This window comes from Burkholderia sp. NFPP32, from assembly GCF_900119325.1.
Lineage (GTDB): Bacteria > Pseudomonadota > Gammaproteobacteria > Burkholderiales > Burkholderiaceae > Burkholderia > Burkholderia pyrrocinia_C.
This window is the reverse complement of sequence record NZ_FPJP01000005.1, coordinates 241140-260346: the sequence shown is the minus strand read 5'-3', so window position 1 is coordinate 260346 and position 19207 is coordinate 241140. Positions and strand designations below refer to the sequence as shown.

Annotated in this window: 15 protein-coding genes; 7 read left to right on the top strand and 8 right to left on the bottom strand. The window is 68.0% G+C overall.

What is annotated here, in order from left to right; all coding sequences use genetic code 11:
* Positions 1-75: 75 nt before the first annotated feature.
* Entirely contained in the window at positions 76-342 is a 267-nt protein-coding gene (locus BT264_RS12895; RefSeq protein WP_072437077.1) for a DUF2866 domain-containing protein, read from the top strand.
* Between the two features lie 155 nt (positions 343-497).
* Here the strand turns inward: BT264_RS12895 and BT264_RS12890 are convergent, their stop codons facing one another.
* Positions 498-2429, bottom strand: coding sequence for an ATP-binding cassette domain-containing protein (locus tag BT264_RS12890; protein WP_072437078.1), 1932 nt, complete (start codon positions 2427-2429; stop codon positions 498-500).
* 136 nt (positions 2430-2565) lie between these two features.
* Between BT264_RS12890 and BT264_RS12885 the strand changes: the two genes are divergently transcribed.
* A complete protein-coding gene (locus BT264_RS12885) occupies positions 2566-3045 on the top strand; it encodes a glutathione peroxidase (RefSeq protein WP_011549528.1) in 480 nt (159 codons plus the stop codon).
* Between the two features lie 27 nt (positions 3046-3072).
* Here BT264_RS12885 and cls read toward each other — a convergent pair whose 3' ends face one another.
* The 6 genes from cls to dapC all read right to left on the bottom strand — a co-directional run bounded on the left by cls (position 3073) and on the right by dapC (position 9251).
* Complete coding sequence (gene cls, locus BT264_RS12880) at positions 3073-4521, bottom strand: cardiolipin synthase (protein WP_072437079.1); 1449 nt, start codon at positions 4519-4521, stop codon at positions 3073-3075.
* Positions 4522-4628: 107 nt separating this feature from the next.
* The gene (gene prmB / locus BT264_RS12875; RefSeq protein WP_072437255.1) at positions 4629-5537 is read right to left on the bottom strand and encodes a 50S ribosomal protein L3 N(5)-glutamine methyltransferase; all 909 of its coding nucleotides are present in this window, start codon (positions 5535-5537) and stop codon (positions 4629-4631) included.
* Between the two features lie 11 nt (positions 5538-5548).
* Positions 5549-6688, bottom strand: a complete 1140-nt coding sequence (gene dapE, locus BT264_RS12870; RefSeq protein WP_072437080.1) for a succinyl-diaminopimelate desuccinylase — start codon at positions 6686-6688, stop codon at positions 5549-5551.
* 90 nt (positions 6689-6778) lie between these two features.
* The gene (locus tag BT264_RS12865) at positions 6779-7147 is read right to left on the bottom strand and encodes an ArsC family reductase (RefSeq protein WP_034184733.1); all 369 of its coding nucleotides are present in this window, start codon (positions 7145-7147) and stop codon (positions 6779-6781) included.
* Positions 7147-7974, bottom strand: coding sequence for a 2,3,4,5-tetrahydropyridine-2,6-dicarboxylate N-succinyltransferase (gene dapD / locus BT264_RS12860; protein ID WP_072437081.1), 828 nt, complete (start codon positions 7972-7974; stop codon positions 7147-7149). The genes BT264_RS12865 and dapD overlap by 1 nt, the downstream gene beginning before the upstream one ends.
* 44 nt (positions 7975-8018) lie before the next feature.
* Complete coding sequence (gene dapC, locus BT264_RS12855) at positions 8019-9251, bottom strand: succinyldiaminopimelate transaminase (RefSeq protein WP_072437082.1); 1233 nt, start codon at positions 9249-9251, stop codon at positions 8019-8021.
* 159 nt (positions 9252-9410) lie between these two features.
* On the opposite strand from dapC, the gene BT264_RS12850 reads away from it, so the two are divergent.
* The 5 genes from BT264_RS12850 to def all read left to right on the top strand — a co-directional run bounded on the left by BT264_RS12850 (position 9411) and on the right by def (position 18150).
* A complete protein-coding gene (locus tag BT264_RS12850) occupies positions 9411-10352 on the top strand; it encodes a DMT family transporter (protein ID WP_072437083.1) in 942 nt (313 codons plus the stop codon).
* A gap of 139 nt (positions 10353-10491) precedes the next feature.
* Positions 10492-14004 (top strand): chromosome segregation protein SMC, encoded by a 3513-nt coding sequence (smc, locus tag BT264_RS12845; RefSeq protein ID WP_072437084.1) that lies wholly within the window; start codon positions 10492-10494, stop codon positions 14002-14004.
* Positions 14005-14089: 85 nt separating this feature from the next.
* Positions 14090-15379: a cell division protein ZipA C-terminal FtsZ-binding domain-containing protein gene (locus BT264_RS12840; protein ID WP_072437085.1), complete on the top strand. Its 1290-nt coding sequence runs from the start codon at positions 14090-14092 to the stop codon at positions 15377-15379.
* A 165-nt stretch (positions 15380-15544) separates the two neighbouring features.
* Entirely contained in the window at positions 15545-17620 is a 2076-nt protein-coding gene (gene ligA / locus BT264_RS12835; RefSeq protein WP_072437086.1) for an NAD-dependent DNA ligase LigA, read from the top strand.
* A complete protein-coding gene (gene def, locus BT264_RS12830; RefSeq protein ID WP_072437087.1) occupies positions 17617-18150 on the top strand; it encodes a peptide deformylase in 534 nt (177 codons plus the stop codon). Before ligA ends, def begins: the two co-directional genes overlap by 4 nt.
* Before the next feature lie 118 nt (positions 18151-18268).
* On the opposite strand, the gene BT264_RS12825 is transcribed toward def, so the two are convergent.
* Positions 18269-19207: pseudouridine synthase (locus BT264_RS12825; RefSeq protein WP_143156740.1), on the bottom strand; the 939-nt coding region annotated here is incomplete at its 5' end.

Below are 19207 nucleotides of genomic sequence, written 5' to 3'. Positions count from 1 at the left end.
CTGCTGTAACCCGCCGGACATTGCTTTTCCCTATCCTTTGGCGAATTGTCGAACCGCGCAATGCGAAGGGAACCTATGTTGAAATCGTATGCGGAAGCGCCGGGCGGACGCCTTTACAACCTGCGCGGCTGCCGCGTGTCGGAGCCGATTCGCCAGCCCTGGGGCGGCGGATGCCGGATCGTCGAATGGATCGACGAGGAAGGGCGCCTGGCGCGCAAGGTCGTGTCCGAGGACGTGACCGAAGCGGAAGTCGCCGCGGCGATCCGGCGGCCGACCGAAGGGCGCCGGTACCTGATGGGTGACGACGAGCAACTGCCGCGCGACACGCTGCCGCGGCGCTGAGCCGGCAGGCGGCCTGCGAACCGACGGACAGGGGCAGCAAAAAGGCCGGGCCAGTGCGCCCGGCCTTGTCGCATGCGGACCCGATGGCTTGTCGAAGAACCGGTGCCGCCAGCGCGCCGGGCCGGCGGCACCGGCCGGCTGCACTGCGGCCGCGTTCAGCCGATCTGTTCGAGCTCTTCGTGCGCGGCGAGCCAGTCGGCCTCGATCGTTTCGAGACGCGTGTTGACGTCCCCGAGCTTGCGGATCGCGTCGGTCAGCTCCGTCTTGCGCGCTGCCTCGTAGCTCGCCGGATCGGCGACGAACGCGTCGAGGCGCGCCTTCTCCGCGTGTAGCGTCTCCATTTCCTTTTCGAGCTTCGTGATGCGCGACTGCAGCGGTTTTTTCAACACCGACAGGCGCTGCCGCTCCTCGGCGGCCTGACGCTTCTGGTCCTTGCGGTTCGTCGCGGCGCCCGCGCCCGACGAGGCCGCGCTGTCGGCCTTCGCGGCCGCGCGCTGCTCGGCCGCATGCTGCAGCAGCCAGTCGCGGTAATCGTCGAGGTCGCCGTCGAACGGCTGCAGCCGGTGCTTCGCGACCAGCATGAACTGGTCGGTCGTCGCGCGCAGCAGGTGGCGGTCGTGCGATACGAGGATCAGCGTGCCTTCGAACTGCGCGAGCGCCATCGTCAGCGCGTGGCGCGTTTCGAGATCGAGGTGGTTCGTCGGTTCGTCGAGCAGCAGCAGGTTCGGCTTCTGCCAGATGATCAGTGCGAGCGCGAGGCGCGCCTTTTCTCCGCCCGAGAACGGGCCGACGGCACTCGTCGCCATGTCGCCCGAGAAATTGAAGCCGCCGAGGAAGTCGCGCAGCTCCTGCTCGCGCGTGTCGGGCGCGAGCCGCGCGAGATGCGCGAGCGGCGAATCGTCCTCGCGCAGCGTCTCGAGCTGATGCTGTGCGAAATAACCGATCGTCAGCCCCTTGCCCTCGCGGACGTCGCCCGACAGCGGCGCGAGCGTGCCGGCCAGCGTCTTGATCAGCGTCGACTTGCCCTGGCCGTTCGCGCCGAGCAGGCCGATGCGCTGCCCGTTCTGGATCGACAGCGCCACGCGTTCGACGATCGGGATGTCCGCGCCGTCGTCGGCATGGTAGCCGCAGCGGACGTCTTCCATCACCATCATCGGGTTCGGCGCGGCGTCGGGCGTGCGGAATTCGAACGTGAACGGCGATGCGATGTGCGCGGGCGCGATCAGCTCCATCTTCTCGAGCGCCTTCATCCGGCTTTGCGCCTGCTTGGCCTTGGTGGCCTTGGCCTTGAAGCGGTCGACGAAGCTCTGCAGGTGCTCGATCGTCTTCTGCTGCTTTTCGTATGCGCTTTGCTGCAGCGCCAGTTGCTGCGCGCGCAGCACTTCGAATTGCGAGTAGTTGCCACCGTAGCGCTTCACCTGGCGGTTTTCCAGGTGCAGCGTGACGTTGCAGATCGAATCGAGGAATTCGCGGTCGTGCGAGATCACGACGAGCGTGCCGGGATAGCGGTGCAGCCAGTCTTCGAGCCAGACGATCGCGTCGAGGTCGAGGTGGTTGGTCGGTTCGTCGAGCAGCAGCAGGTCGGAGCGGCACATCAGCGCCTGCGCGAGGTTCAGGCGCATGCGCCAGCCGCCGGAGAAGCTGGCGACGGGCTCGCGTGTCTGGGCGAGCGTGAAACCGAGGCCGAGCAGCAGCGCTTCGGCGCGGGCGGGCGCGGTGTAGCCGTCGGCATCGGCGAAGGCCGCGTGCGCGTCGGCTTCGGCGGCGCCGTCATGCGCGGCGGACGCGGCCGCGATGCGCGCCTCGATCTCGCGCAGCGCGGCGTCGCCATCGAGCGTGTAGTCGAGCGCCGAGCGGTCGACCGCGGGCGTTTCCTGCGACACGTGGGCGATCCGCCACGACGGCGGCATCGAGAAATCGCCGGCGTCCGAGTGCAGCTCGCCGCGCAGGACCGCGAACAGCGTCGACTTGCCGGCGCCGTTCGCGCCGATCAGGCCGGCTTTCTCGCCGGGATTGAGCACGAACGAGGTCGACTCGAACAGCGGCTTGGTGCCTCGCGCAAGGCTGAACTGATTGAAACGAATCACGGCGGAAATGACTGGCCAAAACCGCTATTCTAGACTGCGCGCCGCTCTTGCCGGGCATCGGCCGCTCGGCGGATGCCGCAACGGCGCGATTTCGCCTAGACTTCACGTCGATCCGGTTTCGTAAAAGGAGTGCCCGATGTCCACCCTGTATTCGTTCAGCGCAGAGACGCTCGCCGGCGCGCCGGTTTCGCTCGACGCGTATCGCGGCAAGGTGCTGCTGATCGTCAACACCGCGAGCGAGTGCGGTTTCACGCCGCAATACGCGGGCCTGCAGAAACTGTACGACCAGTACGCGGCGCGCGGCTTCTTCGTGCTCGGCTTCCCGTGCAACCAGTTCGGCAAGCAGGAGCCCGGCGACGCCGCGCAGATCGGCGCGTTCTGCGAGCGCAATTACGGCGTCACGTTCCCGATGTTCGCGAAGATCGACGTGAAGGGCGACCATGCGCATCCGCTGTACCGCTACCTGACCGACGAGGCGCCCGGCATTCTCGGCCTCAAGGCGATCAAGTGGAATTTCACGAAATTCCTGATCGACCGCGAAGGGCGCATCGTCAAGCGCTACGCGCCGTCGACCAAGCCCGACGAAATCGCCGCGGATATCGACAAGCTGCTGTGACGGCGGGCGCTGCCGTCCTCCCTGCGGCTACAGGATCGGCGCGAACAGCCGCGCGACGTGCATCGCGATCCGCCGCCATGCGGGCGACTGGCGGTATTCGTTCGCGTCGACGCCATACGCCTGCGCGAAGTCGGCATCGAGCATCTTCTCGACCTCGTCGGCGAATGCGCGGTCGACGGTCAGCACCATGATCTCGAAGTTGAGTCGGAACGAGCGGTTGTCGAGATTCGCGCTGCCGATCGCCGCCGCGATGCGGTCGATCAGCACGACCTTCTGGTGCAGGAAGCCGGGCCGGTAGCGGAACACCTTGACGCCCGCGTCGATCAGGTCGCGCGCGTACAGCTTCGACGCCTCGAACACCACGTAGTGATCGCGTCGGCTCGGGATCAGGATGCGCACGTCGACGCCGCGCATCACCGCGAGCTTCAGCGCGCAGAGCACGGCTTCGTCGGGGACGAGGTACGGCGAGGTGATCCAGATCCGCTCGCGCGCGGCATTGATCGCCTCGACGAAGAACAGCGAGCCGGTTTCCTGCTTGTCGGCCGGCCCCATCGGCACCACGAGGCAATGCATGCCGTCGCCGGGCTGCGCGGGCGGCGGCAGCGCGAGCGGCGGCAGCTTCTGCGTCGCCCAGTGCCAGTCTTCGGCGAACACGTACTGGATGCTCGCGACCACGGGGCCGCGGATCTCGATGTGCGTGTCGCGCCACGGCGACAGGCGCGGCTTCGCGCCGAGATATTCGACGCCGACGTTGTGGCCGCCGACGAACGCGCGATTGCCGTCGACCACGACGATCTTGCGATGGTTGCGGAAGTTGAGCTGGAAGCGGTTGACGAACTTGCGATTGGTCGCGAACGGATGGACCTCGACGCCGCCCCGGCGCAGCGTGTCGACGTAGCTGTGCGGCAGGTCGAAGCTGCCGATGCTGTCGTACAGCAGGCAGCAGCGCACGCCGGCCGCCGCACGCGCCAGCAGCGAGTCGAGCAGCATCTGGCCGAGCGCATCGTCGCGCACGATGAAGAACTGGACGATCACATAGTCGCGCGCGCCATCGATCGCCGACAGGATCGCCGAGAACGTCGCGTCGCCGTTCACGAGCGTGCGCACCGAATTGCCACCGAGGAACGGCATGCCGCCGAGCCGCGTGAGTGCGAGCACGGCGGCCTGGCCGAGCGCGGCGGCGGCCGGCCCGTCGGTTGCGTCGGTCGCATCGGCGCTGAGCCACGGCGAGCGCGGTGCGTGCGTGCGCAACAGTTCCAGCTCGTGGCGCCGTGCGTCGACGTAGCCGGAGAACTTGCTGCGGCCGAGGAACAGGTACGGAATGAGCGTCAGGTACGGCATCGCGGCGAGCGAGACGGCCCACGCGATCGCGCCTTGCGACGTGCGCGTGTTCATGATCGCGTGGCATGCCGCGACGATCCCGAGCACGTGGATGGTCAGGATCAGGGTGCCGAGATGTAGCCAGTCGAGGGTCATGGGCGCGTGACGGACTCCTGAGGTCGTGCGGCGCGGCGGCCGCTTACGCGCATCTTACCCAACCGTGCGGCGCAGCGGTGCGCCGCACGGTCAGGGAGCCGGGCGGCTCAGTCCTTGCGCGGCAGGTCCGACGCCTGGATCAGGAACACGGTATCGTCGCCCGCGCTGGTGGGCAGCCACGTCAGTTCGAGGCCGCCGAACGCGGCTTCGACGTGCTCGCGCTCGTTGCCGATCTCGACGACGAGCACGCCGTCGTCGTGCAGCCAGCGGTGCGCTTCGGCGACGATGCGTCGCACGATGTCCATCCCGTCGTCGCCGCCCGCGAGCGCTATCTCCGGCTCGTGCCGGTATTCGGGCGGCAGCGCGGCCATCGACGACGCGTTCACGTACGGCGGGTTCGTCAGGATCACGTCGTAGCGTGCGCCGGGGTCGGTGCGGAACGCGGGCAGCGGCGCGTAGAGATCGCCGCGGTGCAGCGCGATGCGGTCTTCGAGGCCGTAGTCGCGCACGTTGATCTCCGCGACTTCGAGTGCTTTGTCGGACAGGTCGACCGCATCGATCTCGGCGTTCGGGAACGCGCTCGCCGCGAGGATCGCAAGGCAGCCGGAGCCCGTGCACAGTTCGAGCACCGCGCCGACCTGCTCGGGATCGGCGACATATGGCTGCAGCCCGTCGTCGAGCAGCTCGCCGATGAACGAGCGCGGCACGATCACGCGTTCGTCGACGTAGAAGCGGTGGCCATGCATCCAGGCTTCATGCGTGAGGTATGCGGCCGGCACGCGGTCGGTCGCGCGCCGTTCGATCACGGCGAGCACGGCTGCGATTTCGTCGGGCAGCAGCCGCGCGTCGAGGAACGGCTCGAGCGTGTCGAGCGGCAGGTCGAGCGTATGCAGCACGAGGTAGGCCGCTTCGTCGTACGCATTGTCGGAGCCGTGGCCGAAGGCGAGCTTCGCCTTCGAGAAGCGCGTGACCGCGTAGCGCAGCAGGTCGCGGACAGTGGCAAAAGGTGTCGTCATGCGAAGCTCCATCAGGCGATCAGTTGTTCGAGCACGCGGCGGTACACGTTCTTCAGCGGGTCGACGAAACGCACTTCGATGTGCTCGTCGATCTTGTGGATGCTGCCGTTCGGCGGGCCGAACTCGATCACCTGCGGGCAGATGCGCGCGATGAAGCGGCCGTCCGACGTGCCGCCCGTGGTCGACAGTTCGGTCGTGATGCCGGTCTCGGTACGAATCGCGTTTTCCAGCGCATTCGACAGCTCGCCGCGCGGCGTCAGGAACGGCAGGCCGCTCACCGACCACTTCAGCGTGTATTCGAGGCCGTGCCTGTCGAGGATCGCGTGCACGCGCGCCTGCAGGCCCTCGACGGTGCTCGCGGTGGAGAACCGGAAGTTGAACAGCAGGTCGGCATGGCCGGGGATCACGTTGGTCGCGCCGGTGCCCGCGTGCAGGTTCGATACCTGCCAGGTGGTCGGCGGGAAATATTCGTTGCCTTCGTCCCACTGCTCGGCGGCGAGCTCGGCGAGCGCCGGCGCGAGCAGGTGGATCGGGTTCTTCGCGAGGTGCGGATACGCGATGTGGCCCTGCACGCCCTTGACGACCAGCTCGCCCGACATCGACCCGCGGCGGCCGTTCTTGACGACGTCGCCGAGCTCGGCGGTCGACGTCGGCTCGCCGACGATGCAGTAGTCGACGCGTTCGCCGCGCGCCTGCAGCAGTTCGACGACCTTCACGGTGCCGTCGGTGGCCGGGCCTTCCTCGTCGCTCGTGATCAGGAATGCGATCGCGCCGCGGTGGCCGGGATGGGCCGCGACGAATTCCTCGGACGCGACGACGAACGCCGCGAGCGACGTCTTCATGTCGGCCGCGCCGCGGCCGTACAGCTTGCCGTCGCGATGGGCGGGGATGAACGGCGGCGAGGTCCACTGCTCGAGCGGGCCGGTCGGCACGACGTCGGTGTGGCCCGCGAACGCGAGCAGCTTGCCGTCGCGGCCGTCGGCGCCGCGTTTGACGGCCCACAGGTTGGTCACGCCGTGCGACGCGATGGTCTCGCATTCGAAGCCGAGCGCGGCGAGGCGCGCGGTCATGATCTGCTGGCAATGCTGGTCGTCGGGCGTCACGGACGCGCGGGCGATCAACTGTTCGGTAAGGGCTAGGGTGGCGGACATGGTTCGGACCACTTTCGATAAAAAATGCCGGCACGGGGGCCGGCAGCGACAAGACGTCGGGCTGCGCCGACAGGCGCAGCGCGGGCGGCCCTATGCGGCAAACAGCGCCGCGTATTGATCGGCCGCGAAGCCGAGCGATTTCACGCGACCGTTGACGACGAGCACGGGGCGCTTGATGACCGACGGCTTGTGGATCATCAGCGCGACCGCGCCGGTCTTCGTTTCGGCGGCTGCCTTCATCGCGTCGTCCAGGCCGCGCCACGTGGTGCCGCGCTTGTTCACGAGCGCGTCGAGCGACACGTCCTTCAGCCAGTCTTCAACCAGCGGCGCGCTGACGCCGAGCTTCTTGAAATCGTGGAACTCGAATTCGACGCCGTGATCGTCGAGCCACACGCGGGCCTTCTTCACGGTGTCGCAGTTCGGAATGCCGTAGACGACCACGGTGTGCGGCTTCGCCATCAGTCGCCTCGCAGCAGCTCGTTCAGGCCGACCTTCGCGCGGGTCTTCGCGTCGACCTTCTTGACGATCACCGCGCAGTACAGGCTGTGCGAACCGTCCTTCGACGGCAGGTTGCCGGCGACCACGACCGAGCCGGCCGGGATGCGGCCGTAGCTGACTTCGCCCGTTTCGCGGTCGTAGATCTTCGTGCTCTGGCCAAGATACACGCCCATCGAGATCACCGAGTTTTCCTCGACGATCACGCCTTCGACGACTTCCGAGCGCGCGCCGATGAAGCAGTTGTCCTCGATGATGACGGGGTTCGCCTGCAGCGGCTCGAGCACGCCGCCGATGCCGACGCCGCCCGACAGGTGCACGTTCTTGCCGATCTGCGCGCACGAACCGACCGTGGCCCACGTGTCGACCATCGTGCCTTCGTCGACGTAGGCGCCGATGTTCGTGTACGACGGCATCAGCACGACGTTCTTCGCGATGAACGAGCCGCGGCGCGCGATGGCCGGCGGGACGACGCGGAAGCCGCCCGCGGCGAAGTCTTCGGCCGTGTAGTTCGCGAACTTCGACGGCACCTTGTCGTAGAACTGCGAGTAGCCGCCGGCCGCCATCGGTGCGTTGTCCTCCAGGCGGAACGACAGCAGCACGGCCTTCTTCAGCCACTGATGCACGGTCCAGTTGCCGTCGATTTTCTCGGCGACGCGCAGCGCACCCTTGTCGAGTTGCTCGATCGCGTGCGCGACGGCCTCGCGGACTTCCGCGGGCGCGGCTTTCGGCGACAGCTCGGCGCGGTTTTCCCAGGCGGTATCGATGATTTGCTGAAGTTGTTGCGACATGTTCGTTTTCGCAGGAGATGGATGGAATTGATCGGGATGGACGATTACCGCGCGAGAGAACGGCAGAAATCGACGATGCGTTGCGCGCCCTCGACGCATTCGGGGGTGCCCGCGACGAGCGCGATCCGGATGAAATCGCGGCCCGGGTTCGACCCGTGCGCATCGCGCGCCAGGTACGAGCCGGGCAGAACCGTCACATTATAGTCGGCGTACAGGCGGCGGGCGAACTCGGTGTCCGACAGCCCGGTGCGCGATACGTCGGCCCACAGGTAGAACGCGGCGTCGGGCAGTTTCACGTCGATCACGTCGGCGAGCATCGGCGTGACCGTATTGAACTTCTGCAGGTACAGCGCGCGGTTCTCGCGCACGTGCGCCTCGTCGTTCCACGCGGCGATGCTGGCGTGCTGCCAGACCGGCGACAGCGCGGCGCCGTGGTACGTGCGGTACAGCAGGAATTTCTTCAGCAGTGCCGCGTCGCCGGCGACGAAGCCCGAGCGCATGCCCGGCACGTTCGAGCGCTTCGACAGGCTCGACAGCATCACGAGCCGCTCGAAGCCGCGGCCGAGGCGGTGCGCGGCCTCGAGGCCGCCGAGCGGCGGCGTCGCTTCGTCGAAATAGATTTCCGAATAGCACTCGTCCGACGCGATCACGAAACCGTGGCGATCGGACAGCGCGAACAGCTCGCGCCAGTCGTCGAGCGTCAGCACGGCGCCCGTCGGGTTGCCCGGCGAGCACACGTACAGCAGCTGCGTGCGCGCCCAGACGTCGTCGGGCACGGCCGCGTAGTCGCACGCGAAGTTGCGGGCCGGGTCGCTGTTCGCGAAATAGGGTTCGGCACCGGCCAGGAGCGCCGCGCCTTCGTAAATTTGATAGAAGGGATTCGGACAGAGTACGATCGCCTTCTCGCCGTGCCCGGACGGGCGCGCGTCGATCACGGTCTGCGCGAGCGAGAACAGCGCCTCGCGCGACCCCGACACGGGCAGCACCTGCGTGGCCGGATCGATCGCCGGCAGCCCGTAGCGGCGCTCGAGCCAGTGCGCGATCGATGTGCGCAGCGCGTCCGAGCCGGCCGTGGCCGGGTATGACGCGAGGCCGTCGAGCGCGGCCACGACGGCGTCGCGGATCAGCGCCGGGGTCGGGTGCTTGGGCTCGCCGATGCCGAAGCTGATCGGTTTGAGGTCGCCGGAGGGCGTCACGTCCTTGAACAGGGCGCGCAGCTTTTCGAAGGGATAGGGCTGGAGCGAGTCGAGTCGAGGGTTCACGGGCGAAGCGGCCATCGCGGCCGGTTGGAGCGAAAGAAGCGGCGGGCGTGCCGCGCGGCTGCGAACGGGCGCCGACGGCGCGCGGGTCGCAACGAACGATTATAGCGTGACGGAATGCGGTCACGGCCCGCCGGAACGGCGGCCGGGCCGGTCGAATAAAGGGTATCGAACCAAATGAATAACGCGGTACGCGGCAGCCTGCCGACGCTGGCCATCCTGATCGGCGCGTCGGTATGGGGCCTGATCTGGTATCCGTTGCGGATCCTCGCGTCGCTCGGCGTGACGGGCACGCTGGCGAGCGCGCTGACGAGCCTCGTCGCGTTCCTGTTCGTGATCGTCACGCGGCACCGCACGATCGCGACGCTGCGCTGGCACTGGGTGCTGCCGGGCATCGCGGTGACGGCCGGCGTGACGAACCTCGGTTTCGTATGGGGCACGATCCACGGCGAGGTGCTGCGCGTGATGCTGCTGTTCTACCTGACCCCCGCATGGACCGCGATCTACGCGCACTTCCTGCTGCGCGAGCGGCTGACCTGGGCCGGCGCGGGGCTGGCGGCGCTGTCGATCGGCGGTGCGATGCTGATGCTGTGGTCGCCGACGCTCGGCTTGCCGCTGCCGGCTAGCCCGGCCGAATGGGCCGGTCTCGCGGCCGGGCTGAGTTTCGCGATGAGCAACGTGCTCGTGATCAAGGCGAGCCGCGAGCTGCCCGGGATGCGCGCGGAGATGCGCACCGCGACGCTGTTCGGCGGCGCGGCGGTATTCGGCGCGATCGCGTCGCTGTTCGAAGGGTTGCCGGCCGTGCCGGCGGGCGGCCAGCTCGGCGTCGCCGCGCTGATCGTCGCCGCGATCGGCGTGACGATGGCGGCGAACAACCTGCTCGTGCAATACGGCCTCGCGCGCGTGCCGGCGAACCGCGCGTCGATCATCATGCTGTTCGAGATCGTGATCACCGCGCTGTCGGCGTGGGTGTTCGCGAACGAGCTGCCGACCGCGCGCGAGTGGGCGGGCGGCGTGTGCATCGTGCTGGCGACGCTGCTGTCGAGCCGGGTCCATCGTGCCGCGCCGGCACCGGGCAAACCCGGCGACGGTCGGGACGGCGCACGCGCGATGGTATGATGGAAGCCGTTTGCGGGGCCCAACGCTGTATGCGCGCGGCCCCGCTTTTGAATTCCGGGGCGCGTCGCGCGCATGGGCCGTCCGGCCCCGCGCAGCACGGCCCCGTCCGTTTCACACCTTCTTCACATCCGATACCGCCGTGCGTCTGAGCTCGATCAAACTCGCTGGCTTCAAATCCTTCGTCGATCCCACGCATTTCCAGGTTCCGGGCCAGCTTGTCGGCGTGGTGGGCCCGAACGGGTGCGGCAAGTCCAACATCATCGACGCCGTGCGCTGGGTGCTCGGCGAGTCGCGCGCGTCCGAGCTGCGCGGCGAATCGATGCAGGACGTGATCTTCAACGGCTCGACCGCCCGCAAGCCCGGCAGCCGGGCAAGCGTCGAGCTGATCTTCGACAACTCCGACGGCCGCGCGGCCGGGCAGTGGGGCCAATACGGCGAAATCGCCGTGAAGCGCGTGCTGACGCGCGACGGCACGTCGAGCTACTACATCAACAACCTGCCGGCGCGCCGCCGCGACATCCAGGACATCTTCCTCGGCACCGGCCTCGGGCCGCGTGCATACGCGATCATCGGGCAGGGCATGATCGCGCGGATCATCGAGGCGAAGCCGGAAGAGCTGCGCGTGTTCCTCGAGGAAGCCGCGGGCGTGTCGAAGTACAAGGAACGCCGCCGCGAAACCGAGAACCGCCTGCACGACACGCGCGAGAACCTGACGCGCGTCGAGGACATCGTCCGCGAGCTCGGCGCGAACCTCGAGAAGCTCGAGGCGCAGGCCGTCGTCGCGACCAAGTACAAGGAACTCGTCGCCGACGGCGAGGAGAAGCAACGCCTGTTGTGGCTGCTGCGCAAGAACGAGGCCGCCGGCGAGCAGCAGAAGCAGCAGCGCGCGATCGAACAGGCGCAGATCGACCTCGAGGCGCAGACGGCCAGGCTGCGCGAGGTCGAGTCGCAGCTCGAGACGCTGCGCGTCGCGCATTACTCGGCGAGCGACGCGATGCAGGGCGCGCAGGGCGCGCTTTACGAAGCGAATGCCGAGGTGAGCCGCCTCGAAGCCGAAATCAAGTTCATCGTCGAATCGCGCAATCGCGTGCAGGCGCAGATCGCGGCGCTGAACGCGCAGCGCGAGCAATGGCGCGCGCAGGCCGAGAAGTCGCAGGACGATCTCGAGGAAGCCGAAGAGGCGCGCGCGATGGCCGACGAGAAGGCCGCGCTCGCCGAGGACAACGCAGCCGCGAAGCACGACGCGCTGCCGGCGCTCGAGGCGAAGTGGCGCGACGCGCAGGCGCAGCTCAACGACGAGCGCGCGCGGATCGCGCAGACCGAACAGTCGCTGAAGCTCGAAGCCGCGCACCAGCGCAACGCCGACCAGCAGCTCCAGCAGCTTCAGCAGCGCCATGAGCGCCTGAAGAGCGAAGCGGGCGGGCTCGATGCGCCGGACGAGGCGCAGCTCGAGGAGCTGCGCATGCAGCTTGCCGAGCAGGAAGAAATCCTCGCCGAAGCGCAGGCGCGTCTCGCCGACGCGCAGGAAACGGTGCCGCGCCTCGACGGCGAACGCCGTGCCGCGCAGGAGCGCGTGCAGGCCGAAGGCGCGCAGATCCACCAGCTCGAGGCACGCCTCGCCGCGCTGAAGCAGCTTCAGGAAAACGTGCAGACCGAAGGCAAGGTGCAGCCGTGGCTCGACAAGCACGAGCTCGGCGCGCTGCCGCGCCTGTGGAAGAAGCTGCACGTCGAAGCGGGCTGGGAAGCGGCGCTCGAAGCCGTGCTGCGCGAGCGCCTCGCCGCGCTCGAAGTGTCGAATCTCGACTGGGTCAAGGCGTTCGCCACCGATGCGCCGCCCGCGAAGCTCGCGTTCTACGCGCCGCCCGCGGCCGGCGAGCCGCTTGCGGCGGTGGCCGGGCTGCGTCCGGTGCTGTCGCTCGTGCGCATCGACGACGCGGGCATTCGCGCGGTGCTGAACGACTGGCTCGGCAACGTCTATGTCGCCGACGACGTCGCGCAGGCGCTTGCGACGCGCACGCAACTGCCGGCAGGCGGTGCATTCGTCGTCAAGGCCGGCCATATCGTCACGCGCGTCGGTGTGCAGTTGTACGCAGCCGATTCGGAGCAGGCCGGGATGCTGGCCCGCCAGCAGGAAATCGAGAACCTGACGCGCCAGGTGCGTGCGCAGGCACTGCTCGCCGACGAGGCGCGCACGGCCGCCGTGCGCGCGGAAGCCGCGCATACGCAGGCCACGCAGGCGCTCGGCGACGTGCGCGCGCAGGCCGAGCGTGCGACGCAGCGTGTGCATGCGCTGCAGATGGACGTATTGAAGCTCGCGCAGGCGCACGAGCGCTATACGCAGCGCAGCACGCAGATCCGCGAGGAACTCGAGGAAATCGGTGCGCAGATCGAAGAACAGCGCGCGCTGCGCGCGGAGTCGGAAGCGAATTTCGAGCGCTTCGACGGCGAACTCGCGGAGCTGCAGGCACGCTTCGAGGACAACCAGCTCGCGTTCGAATCGCTCGACGAATCGCTGACGCAGGCGCGTCAGGAGGCGCGTGACCTGGAGCGCGGCGCGAACGACGCACGCTTCGCCGCACGCAATGCGGTGACCCGGATCGACGAGCTCAAGCGCAGCATCCAGGTTGCGCACGAGCAGAGCGAGCGTGTCGCCGCGTCGCTGGAAGACGCGCGTGCCGAGCTCGAGACGATCAACGAGCAGACCGCGCACACGGGCCTGCAGGACGCGCTCGAGATTCGCGCGGTGAAGGAAGAGGCGCTGCAGGCCGCGCGGATCGAACTCGACGACCTGACCGCGAAGCTGCGCGCGTCGGACGAACAGCGCCTCGTCGCCGAGCGTTCGCTGCAGCCGCTGCGCGACCGCATCACCGAGCTGCAGCTGAAGGAGCAGGCCGCGCGCTTGTCCGTCGAGCAGTTCGCCGAGCAGCTCGCGACGGCCGAGGTCGACGAGGCCGCGCTGAGCGAGAAGCTGACGCCGGATCTGAAACCGTCGTACCTGCAGGGCGAGGTCACCCGGCTCAACAATGCGATCAACGCGCTCGGCCCGGTGAACATGGCCGCGCTCGACGAGCTGAAGGCCGCGAGCGAGCGCAAGGTGTTCCTCGACGCGCAGTCGGCCGACCTGATCGACGCGATCACGACGCTCGAGGACGCGATCCACAAGATCGACCAGGAAACCCGCACGCTGCTGCAGGGTACCTTCGACGAGGTCAACCGCCATTTCAGCGACCTGTTCCCGCGCCTGTTCGGCGGCGGCCAGGCGAAGCTGATCATGACGGGCGACGAGATCCTCGATGCCGGCGTGCAGGTGATGGCGCAGCCGCCCGGCAAGAAGAACGCGACGATTCACCTGCTGTCGGGCGGCGAGAAGGCGTTGACCGCGACCGCGCTGGTGTTCGCGATGTTCCAGTTGAACCCGGCGCCGTTCTGTCTGCTCGACGAGGTCGACGCGCCGCTCGACGACGCGAACACCGAACGTTTCGCGAATCTCGTGCGCGCGATGTCCGACAAGACGCAGTTCCTGTTCATCTCGCACAACAAGATCGCGATGGAGATGGCGCAGCAGCTGATCGGCGTGACGATGCAGGAGCAGGGCGTGTCGCGGATCGTTGCGGTGGACATGGAAACCGCGGCGGGTTTTGCCCAGAATTGACGTTTGACGAAACCGGATCGCGTTCGCGCGGCGCATGGGCGCCCGTTCGCGATCCCGACGAAAAAGAATTGCTGATGGAGCGTGCATGGACGAGTTGACACTCGGTTTGATCGGCGCGGGCGCCGTCGTGGTTGGCGGCGTCGTGGTCTACAACGCATGGCAGGGCGCGAAGGTGCGACGCAGGATGCCGCGCCCGATGCCGGAGGAAGCGGCCGAGGCGATGAACCGCCCCGAGCGCGACGAAGAGTTGCCGTTCATCGAGCCGGTGCGTCAGCCGGTGCGCCGCGAGCCTGCGGCACCGGTCGCCGCGGCTGCCGCGCCGGCCGAAGCCGCGCGCGTCGAGCCGACGTTCGGGGGGGCTGCCTTGGACGGCGCGGCGCCAGCGGACATGCCGGCCGATCTGCAGGCCGAGGCGACCGGCGCCGACCTGTCGCCCGAGTCGGTCGAACCGGCCGCCCGTGAAGAAGCGGTGCCAGCCTCCGCTCAGGAAGCGGCCGCCGAACCGGCCGAATCGTCCGAACCCGTGCTGCCGGCCGCGACGACGATCTCGTCGACGCCGCCCGCGATCGTCGACCGCCGGATCGACTGCATCGTGCCGATCCGCCTCGCCGGGCCGCTGCCGGGCGACAAGATCCTGCCGGCCGCGCAGCGGCTGCGCCGTGCGGGCAGCAAGCCCGTGCACATCGAAGGCAAGCCGGAAGGCGGCCAGTGGGAGCTGCTGCAGAACGGCGTGCGCTACGAAGAACTGCGCGCGGCCGCGCAGCTCGCGAACCGCAGCGGCGCGCTGAACGAGCTTGAATTCTCCGAATTCGTGACGGGCGTCCAGCAGTTCGCCGACACGATCGACGGCGCACCGGAATTCCCGGACATGATGGAGACGGTGGCGATGGCGCGCGAACTCGACGCCTTTGCCGCGCAGTGCGACGCGCAACTGTCGATCAACGTGATGTCGGACGGCGCGCCGTGGTCGGCGAACTACGTGCAGGCGGTCGCATCGCAGGACGGGCTGCTGCTGTCGCGCGACGGCACGCGTTTCGTGAAGCTCGACGCGAAGCAGAACCCCGTGTTCATGCTGCAGTTCGGCGATACGAACTTCCTGCGCGACGACCTCACGTACAAGGGCGGCAACATGATCACGCTGGTGCTCGACGTGCCGGTCGCCGAAGAGGACATCCTGCCGTTCCGGCTGATGTGCGATTACGCGAAGTCGCTGTCCGAACGGATCGGCGCGCGGGTCGTCGACGATTCGCGCCGGCCGCTGCCGGAGTCGACGCTGCTCGCGATCGAGCAGCAGTTGATGAAGCTGTACGCGAAGCTCGAGGAAGCCGGCATTCCGGCCGGTTCGCCGGTCACGCGCCGCCTCTTCAGCCAGTAACGCGATGGCGCGGACGGCGGGCTTCGGCGCCGTCGTCCGTCGTGGCAGCGCAGGCTTTTCGTGTGCGCTGCAGCACGCTGATCCGGCGCGCATTGCACGCCCCGCGGCGGCGTCAAACTGAGATAATCGGGCATCCGATTTTCTCAGAACGAATCTGCCGCCAGCATGGCCCGAACCCAAGCCGAACCGCCAGCCAGCCAGCCCGACGCGCGCGCCGCGTGGCTGCGCGACCAACTCGAGCGGGCGAACTACGCCTATTACGTACTCGACCAGCCGGATCTGCCCGACGCCGAATACGATCGGCTGTTCCGCGAACTGCAGCAGCTCGAAACCGACCATCCCGAACTCGTGACGCCCGATTCGCCGACGCAGCGCGTCGGCGGCGAAGCGGCCGGCGGCTTCACGCCGGTCGTCCACGACGCGCCGATGCTGTCGCTGAACAACGGCTTCGCCGACGAGGACATCGTCGCGTTCGACAAGCGCGTCGCCGACGCGCTCGACAAGACGACCGATCTCGCCGGCTCGGTGACGGAGCCCGTCGAATATGCGTGCGAACTGAAGTTCGACGGCCTCGCGATCTCGCTGCGCTACGAGCGCGGCGTGTTCGTGCAGGCGTCGACGCGCGGCGACGGCACGACGGGCGAGGACGTGACCGAAAACGTGCGCACGATCCGCTCGATCCCGTTGAAGCTGAAGGGCGCGAACGTGCCGGCGGTGCTCGACGTGCGCGGCGAGGTGCTGATGTTCAAGCGCGATTTCGCACGCCTGAACGAACGCCAGCGTGCGGCCGAGCAGCGCGAATTCGCGAACCCGCGCAATGCGGCGGCCGGCAGCCTGCGCCAGCTCGACTCGAAGATCACCGCGCAGCGTCCGCTGTCGTTCTTTTCGTACGGCATCGGCGTGCTCGACGGGATGCCGATGCCCGACACGCACAGCGCGCTGCTCGACTGGTACGAAGCGCTCGGCCTGCCCGTGAATCGCGAACGCGCGGTCGTGCACGGCGCCGACGGATTGCTCGGCTTCTTCCGCAAGATCGGCGAGAAGCGCGAGTCGCTGCCGTACGACATCGACGGCGTCGTCTACAAGGTCAACCGGCGCGACGAGCAGGAGCGTCTCGGCTTCGTGTCGCGCGCGCCGCGCTTCGCGCTCGCGCACAAGTTCCCCGCACAGGAAGCGCTGACGAAGCTCGTCGCGATCGACGTGCAGGTCGGCCGCACGGGCGCGATCACGCCGGTCGCGCGCCTCGAGCCGGTGTTCGTCGGCGGTGCGACCGTGACCAACGCGACGCTGCACAACGAGGACGAGGTGCGTCGCAAGGACATCCGGATCGGCGATACCGTGATCGTGCGACGCGCGGGCGACGTGATTCCCGAAGTGGTCGGCGCGCTGCTCGACCGGCGCCCGGACGATGCGGCCGAATTCGTGATGCCGACCGAATGCCCGGTGTGCGGCTCGAAGATCGAGCGCCTGCCGGACGAGGCGATCGCGCGCTGCACGGGCGGCCTGTTCTGCCCGGCGCAGCGCAAGCAGGCGCTGTGGCACTTCGCGCAGCGCCGCGCGCTCGACATCGACGGGCTCGGCGAGAAGATCATCGACCAGCTCGTCGAGCTGAATCTCGTGCGCACGCCGGCCGACCTGTTCAATCTCGGTTTCGCGACGCTCGCCGAGCTCGACCGGTTCGCCGAGAAGTCCGCACAGAATTTGCTCGACTCGCTCGAGAAGGCGAAGCACACGACGCTCGCGCGCTTCATCTACGGGCTCGGTATCCGCCATGTCGGCGAATCGACCGCGAAGGATCTCGCGAAGCATTTCGGCTCGCTGACGCCGATCATGGATGCATCGATCGACGAACTGCTCGAAGTCAACGACGTCGGGCCGATCGTCGCCGAGTCGCTGCACCAGTTCTTCGCGGAAGAGCACAACCGGACCGTGATCGAACAGTTGCGCGCGCCGGGCAAGGTTACGTGGCCTGAAGGGCCGCCCGCGCCGAAGGCGCCGCAGGGCGTGCTGGCCGGCAAGACCGTCGTGCTGACGGGCACGCTGCCGACGCTCACGCGCGATGCGGCGAAGGAGATGCTCGAAGCGGCGGGCGCGAAAGTTGCGGGCTCGGTATCGAAGAAGACGGATTACGTGGTCGCGGGCGCCGAAGCCGGCAGCAAGCTCGCGAAGGCCGAGGAACTCGGCATCCCCGTGCTGGACGAAGACGGACTGCACCAACTCCTGGAGGGCAATACGCCATGATTCGCGAGATCCTGAAGATGGGCGATCCGCGCCTGCTCGAAATCGCCAAACCGGTCGAGCGGTTCGATACACCCGAGCTGCACGAGATCGTCGCGGACATGTTCGAGACGATGCACCATGCGAACGGCGCCGGGCTGGCCGCGCCGCAGATCGGCATCGGGCTGCAGCTCATCATCTTCGGCTTCGGCAACAACAACCGCTACCCGGATGCGCCGCCGGTGCCCGAGACCGTGCTGATCAACCCGAAGATCGAGTACATGCCGCCGGACATGGAAGAGGGCTGGGAAGGCTGCCTGTCGGTGCCGGGCATGCGCGGTGTCGTCAGCCGCTACGCGAAGGTGCGCTACAGCGGCTTCGACCAGTTCGGCGCGAAGATCGAGCGCGTCGCCGACGGTTTTCACGCGCGCGTGGTCCAGCATGAATACGACCACCTGATCGGCAAGCTGTATCCGATGCGGATCACCGACTTCACGCGCTTCGGCTTCACCGAGGTGCTGTTCCCGGGGCTCGATCCGGCGGAAGACGACTAACCGGCATGCGGGGCGGCCAGCCGGCGTGCTGCCGGCACTCGTTTCGCGATGTTCGACGGCAACAAAAAACCCGCTTGCGCGGGTTTTTTGTTGCGTGGCGCACGTTGCGTGCCTGCTGTCAGAACGTCTCGTCGGCCGACAGATAGCGCCATTGCCCCTGCGGCAGCGCGCCGAGCATCACGCGGCCCATCCGCACGCGCTTGAGGCCGACTACGTCGAGACCGACCAGTTCGCACATGCGGCGGATCTGGCGCTTCTTGCCTTCGCGCAGCACGAAGCGCAGCTGCTCGCCGTTCTGCCAGCTCACCATTGCGGGCTTCAATGCGACGCCGTCGAGCTCGAGGCCGTGGCGCAGCTTCGCGAGCGATTCCGCGGGGAAGTGCTGGTCGATGTCGATGAGCCGTTCGCCGAAGCGCACGCGCACCAGGTACTCCTTGTCGATGTCCGACTGCTCGCCGATCAGCTGCTTCGCGATCCGGCCGTTCTGCGTCAGCACGAGCAGGCCGGTGGAATCGATGTCGAGCCGGCCGGCCGGTGCGAGCGCGTGCAGGTGCTGCGGCGAGAAGCGCAGCGGCGAATGGTCGCCGCTCCAGTGGTTCCCGCGCGTGATCAGCACGGCCGCGGGCTCGTAGCCGTCTTCCGCCTGACCCGATACATAGCCGACCGGCTTGTGCAGCAGGATCGTCACCTGCGCGGCCTGCGCGGCGCTTGCGCGTTCGTCGATCTCGATTTTCTGGTCGGCGCGCACCTTGGTGCCGAGCGTGTCGATGCGTTCGCCGTCGACGAGCACCCAGCCTTTTTCGATCCACTCGTCGGCTTCGCGGCGCGAGCACATGCCGAGCTCGGACATCCGCTTCGACAGGCGCATCAGGCCCGTTTCATCACCGTAATCGGTGTCGGCAGCCTGGCGCTTGACGGGTTGCGCGGTCTTCAGGCCCGCGCCGGACGTGCGGCGCTCGCCGTCACGTGCGGGGCGAGCCGGGCGGTCGCCGAAGCTGCGTTTCGCACCTTCGCCGGCTGCCTTGTCGCGATAGGGTGTGCGCTTGGCGTCGTCAGC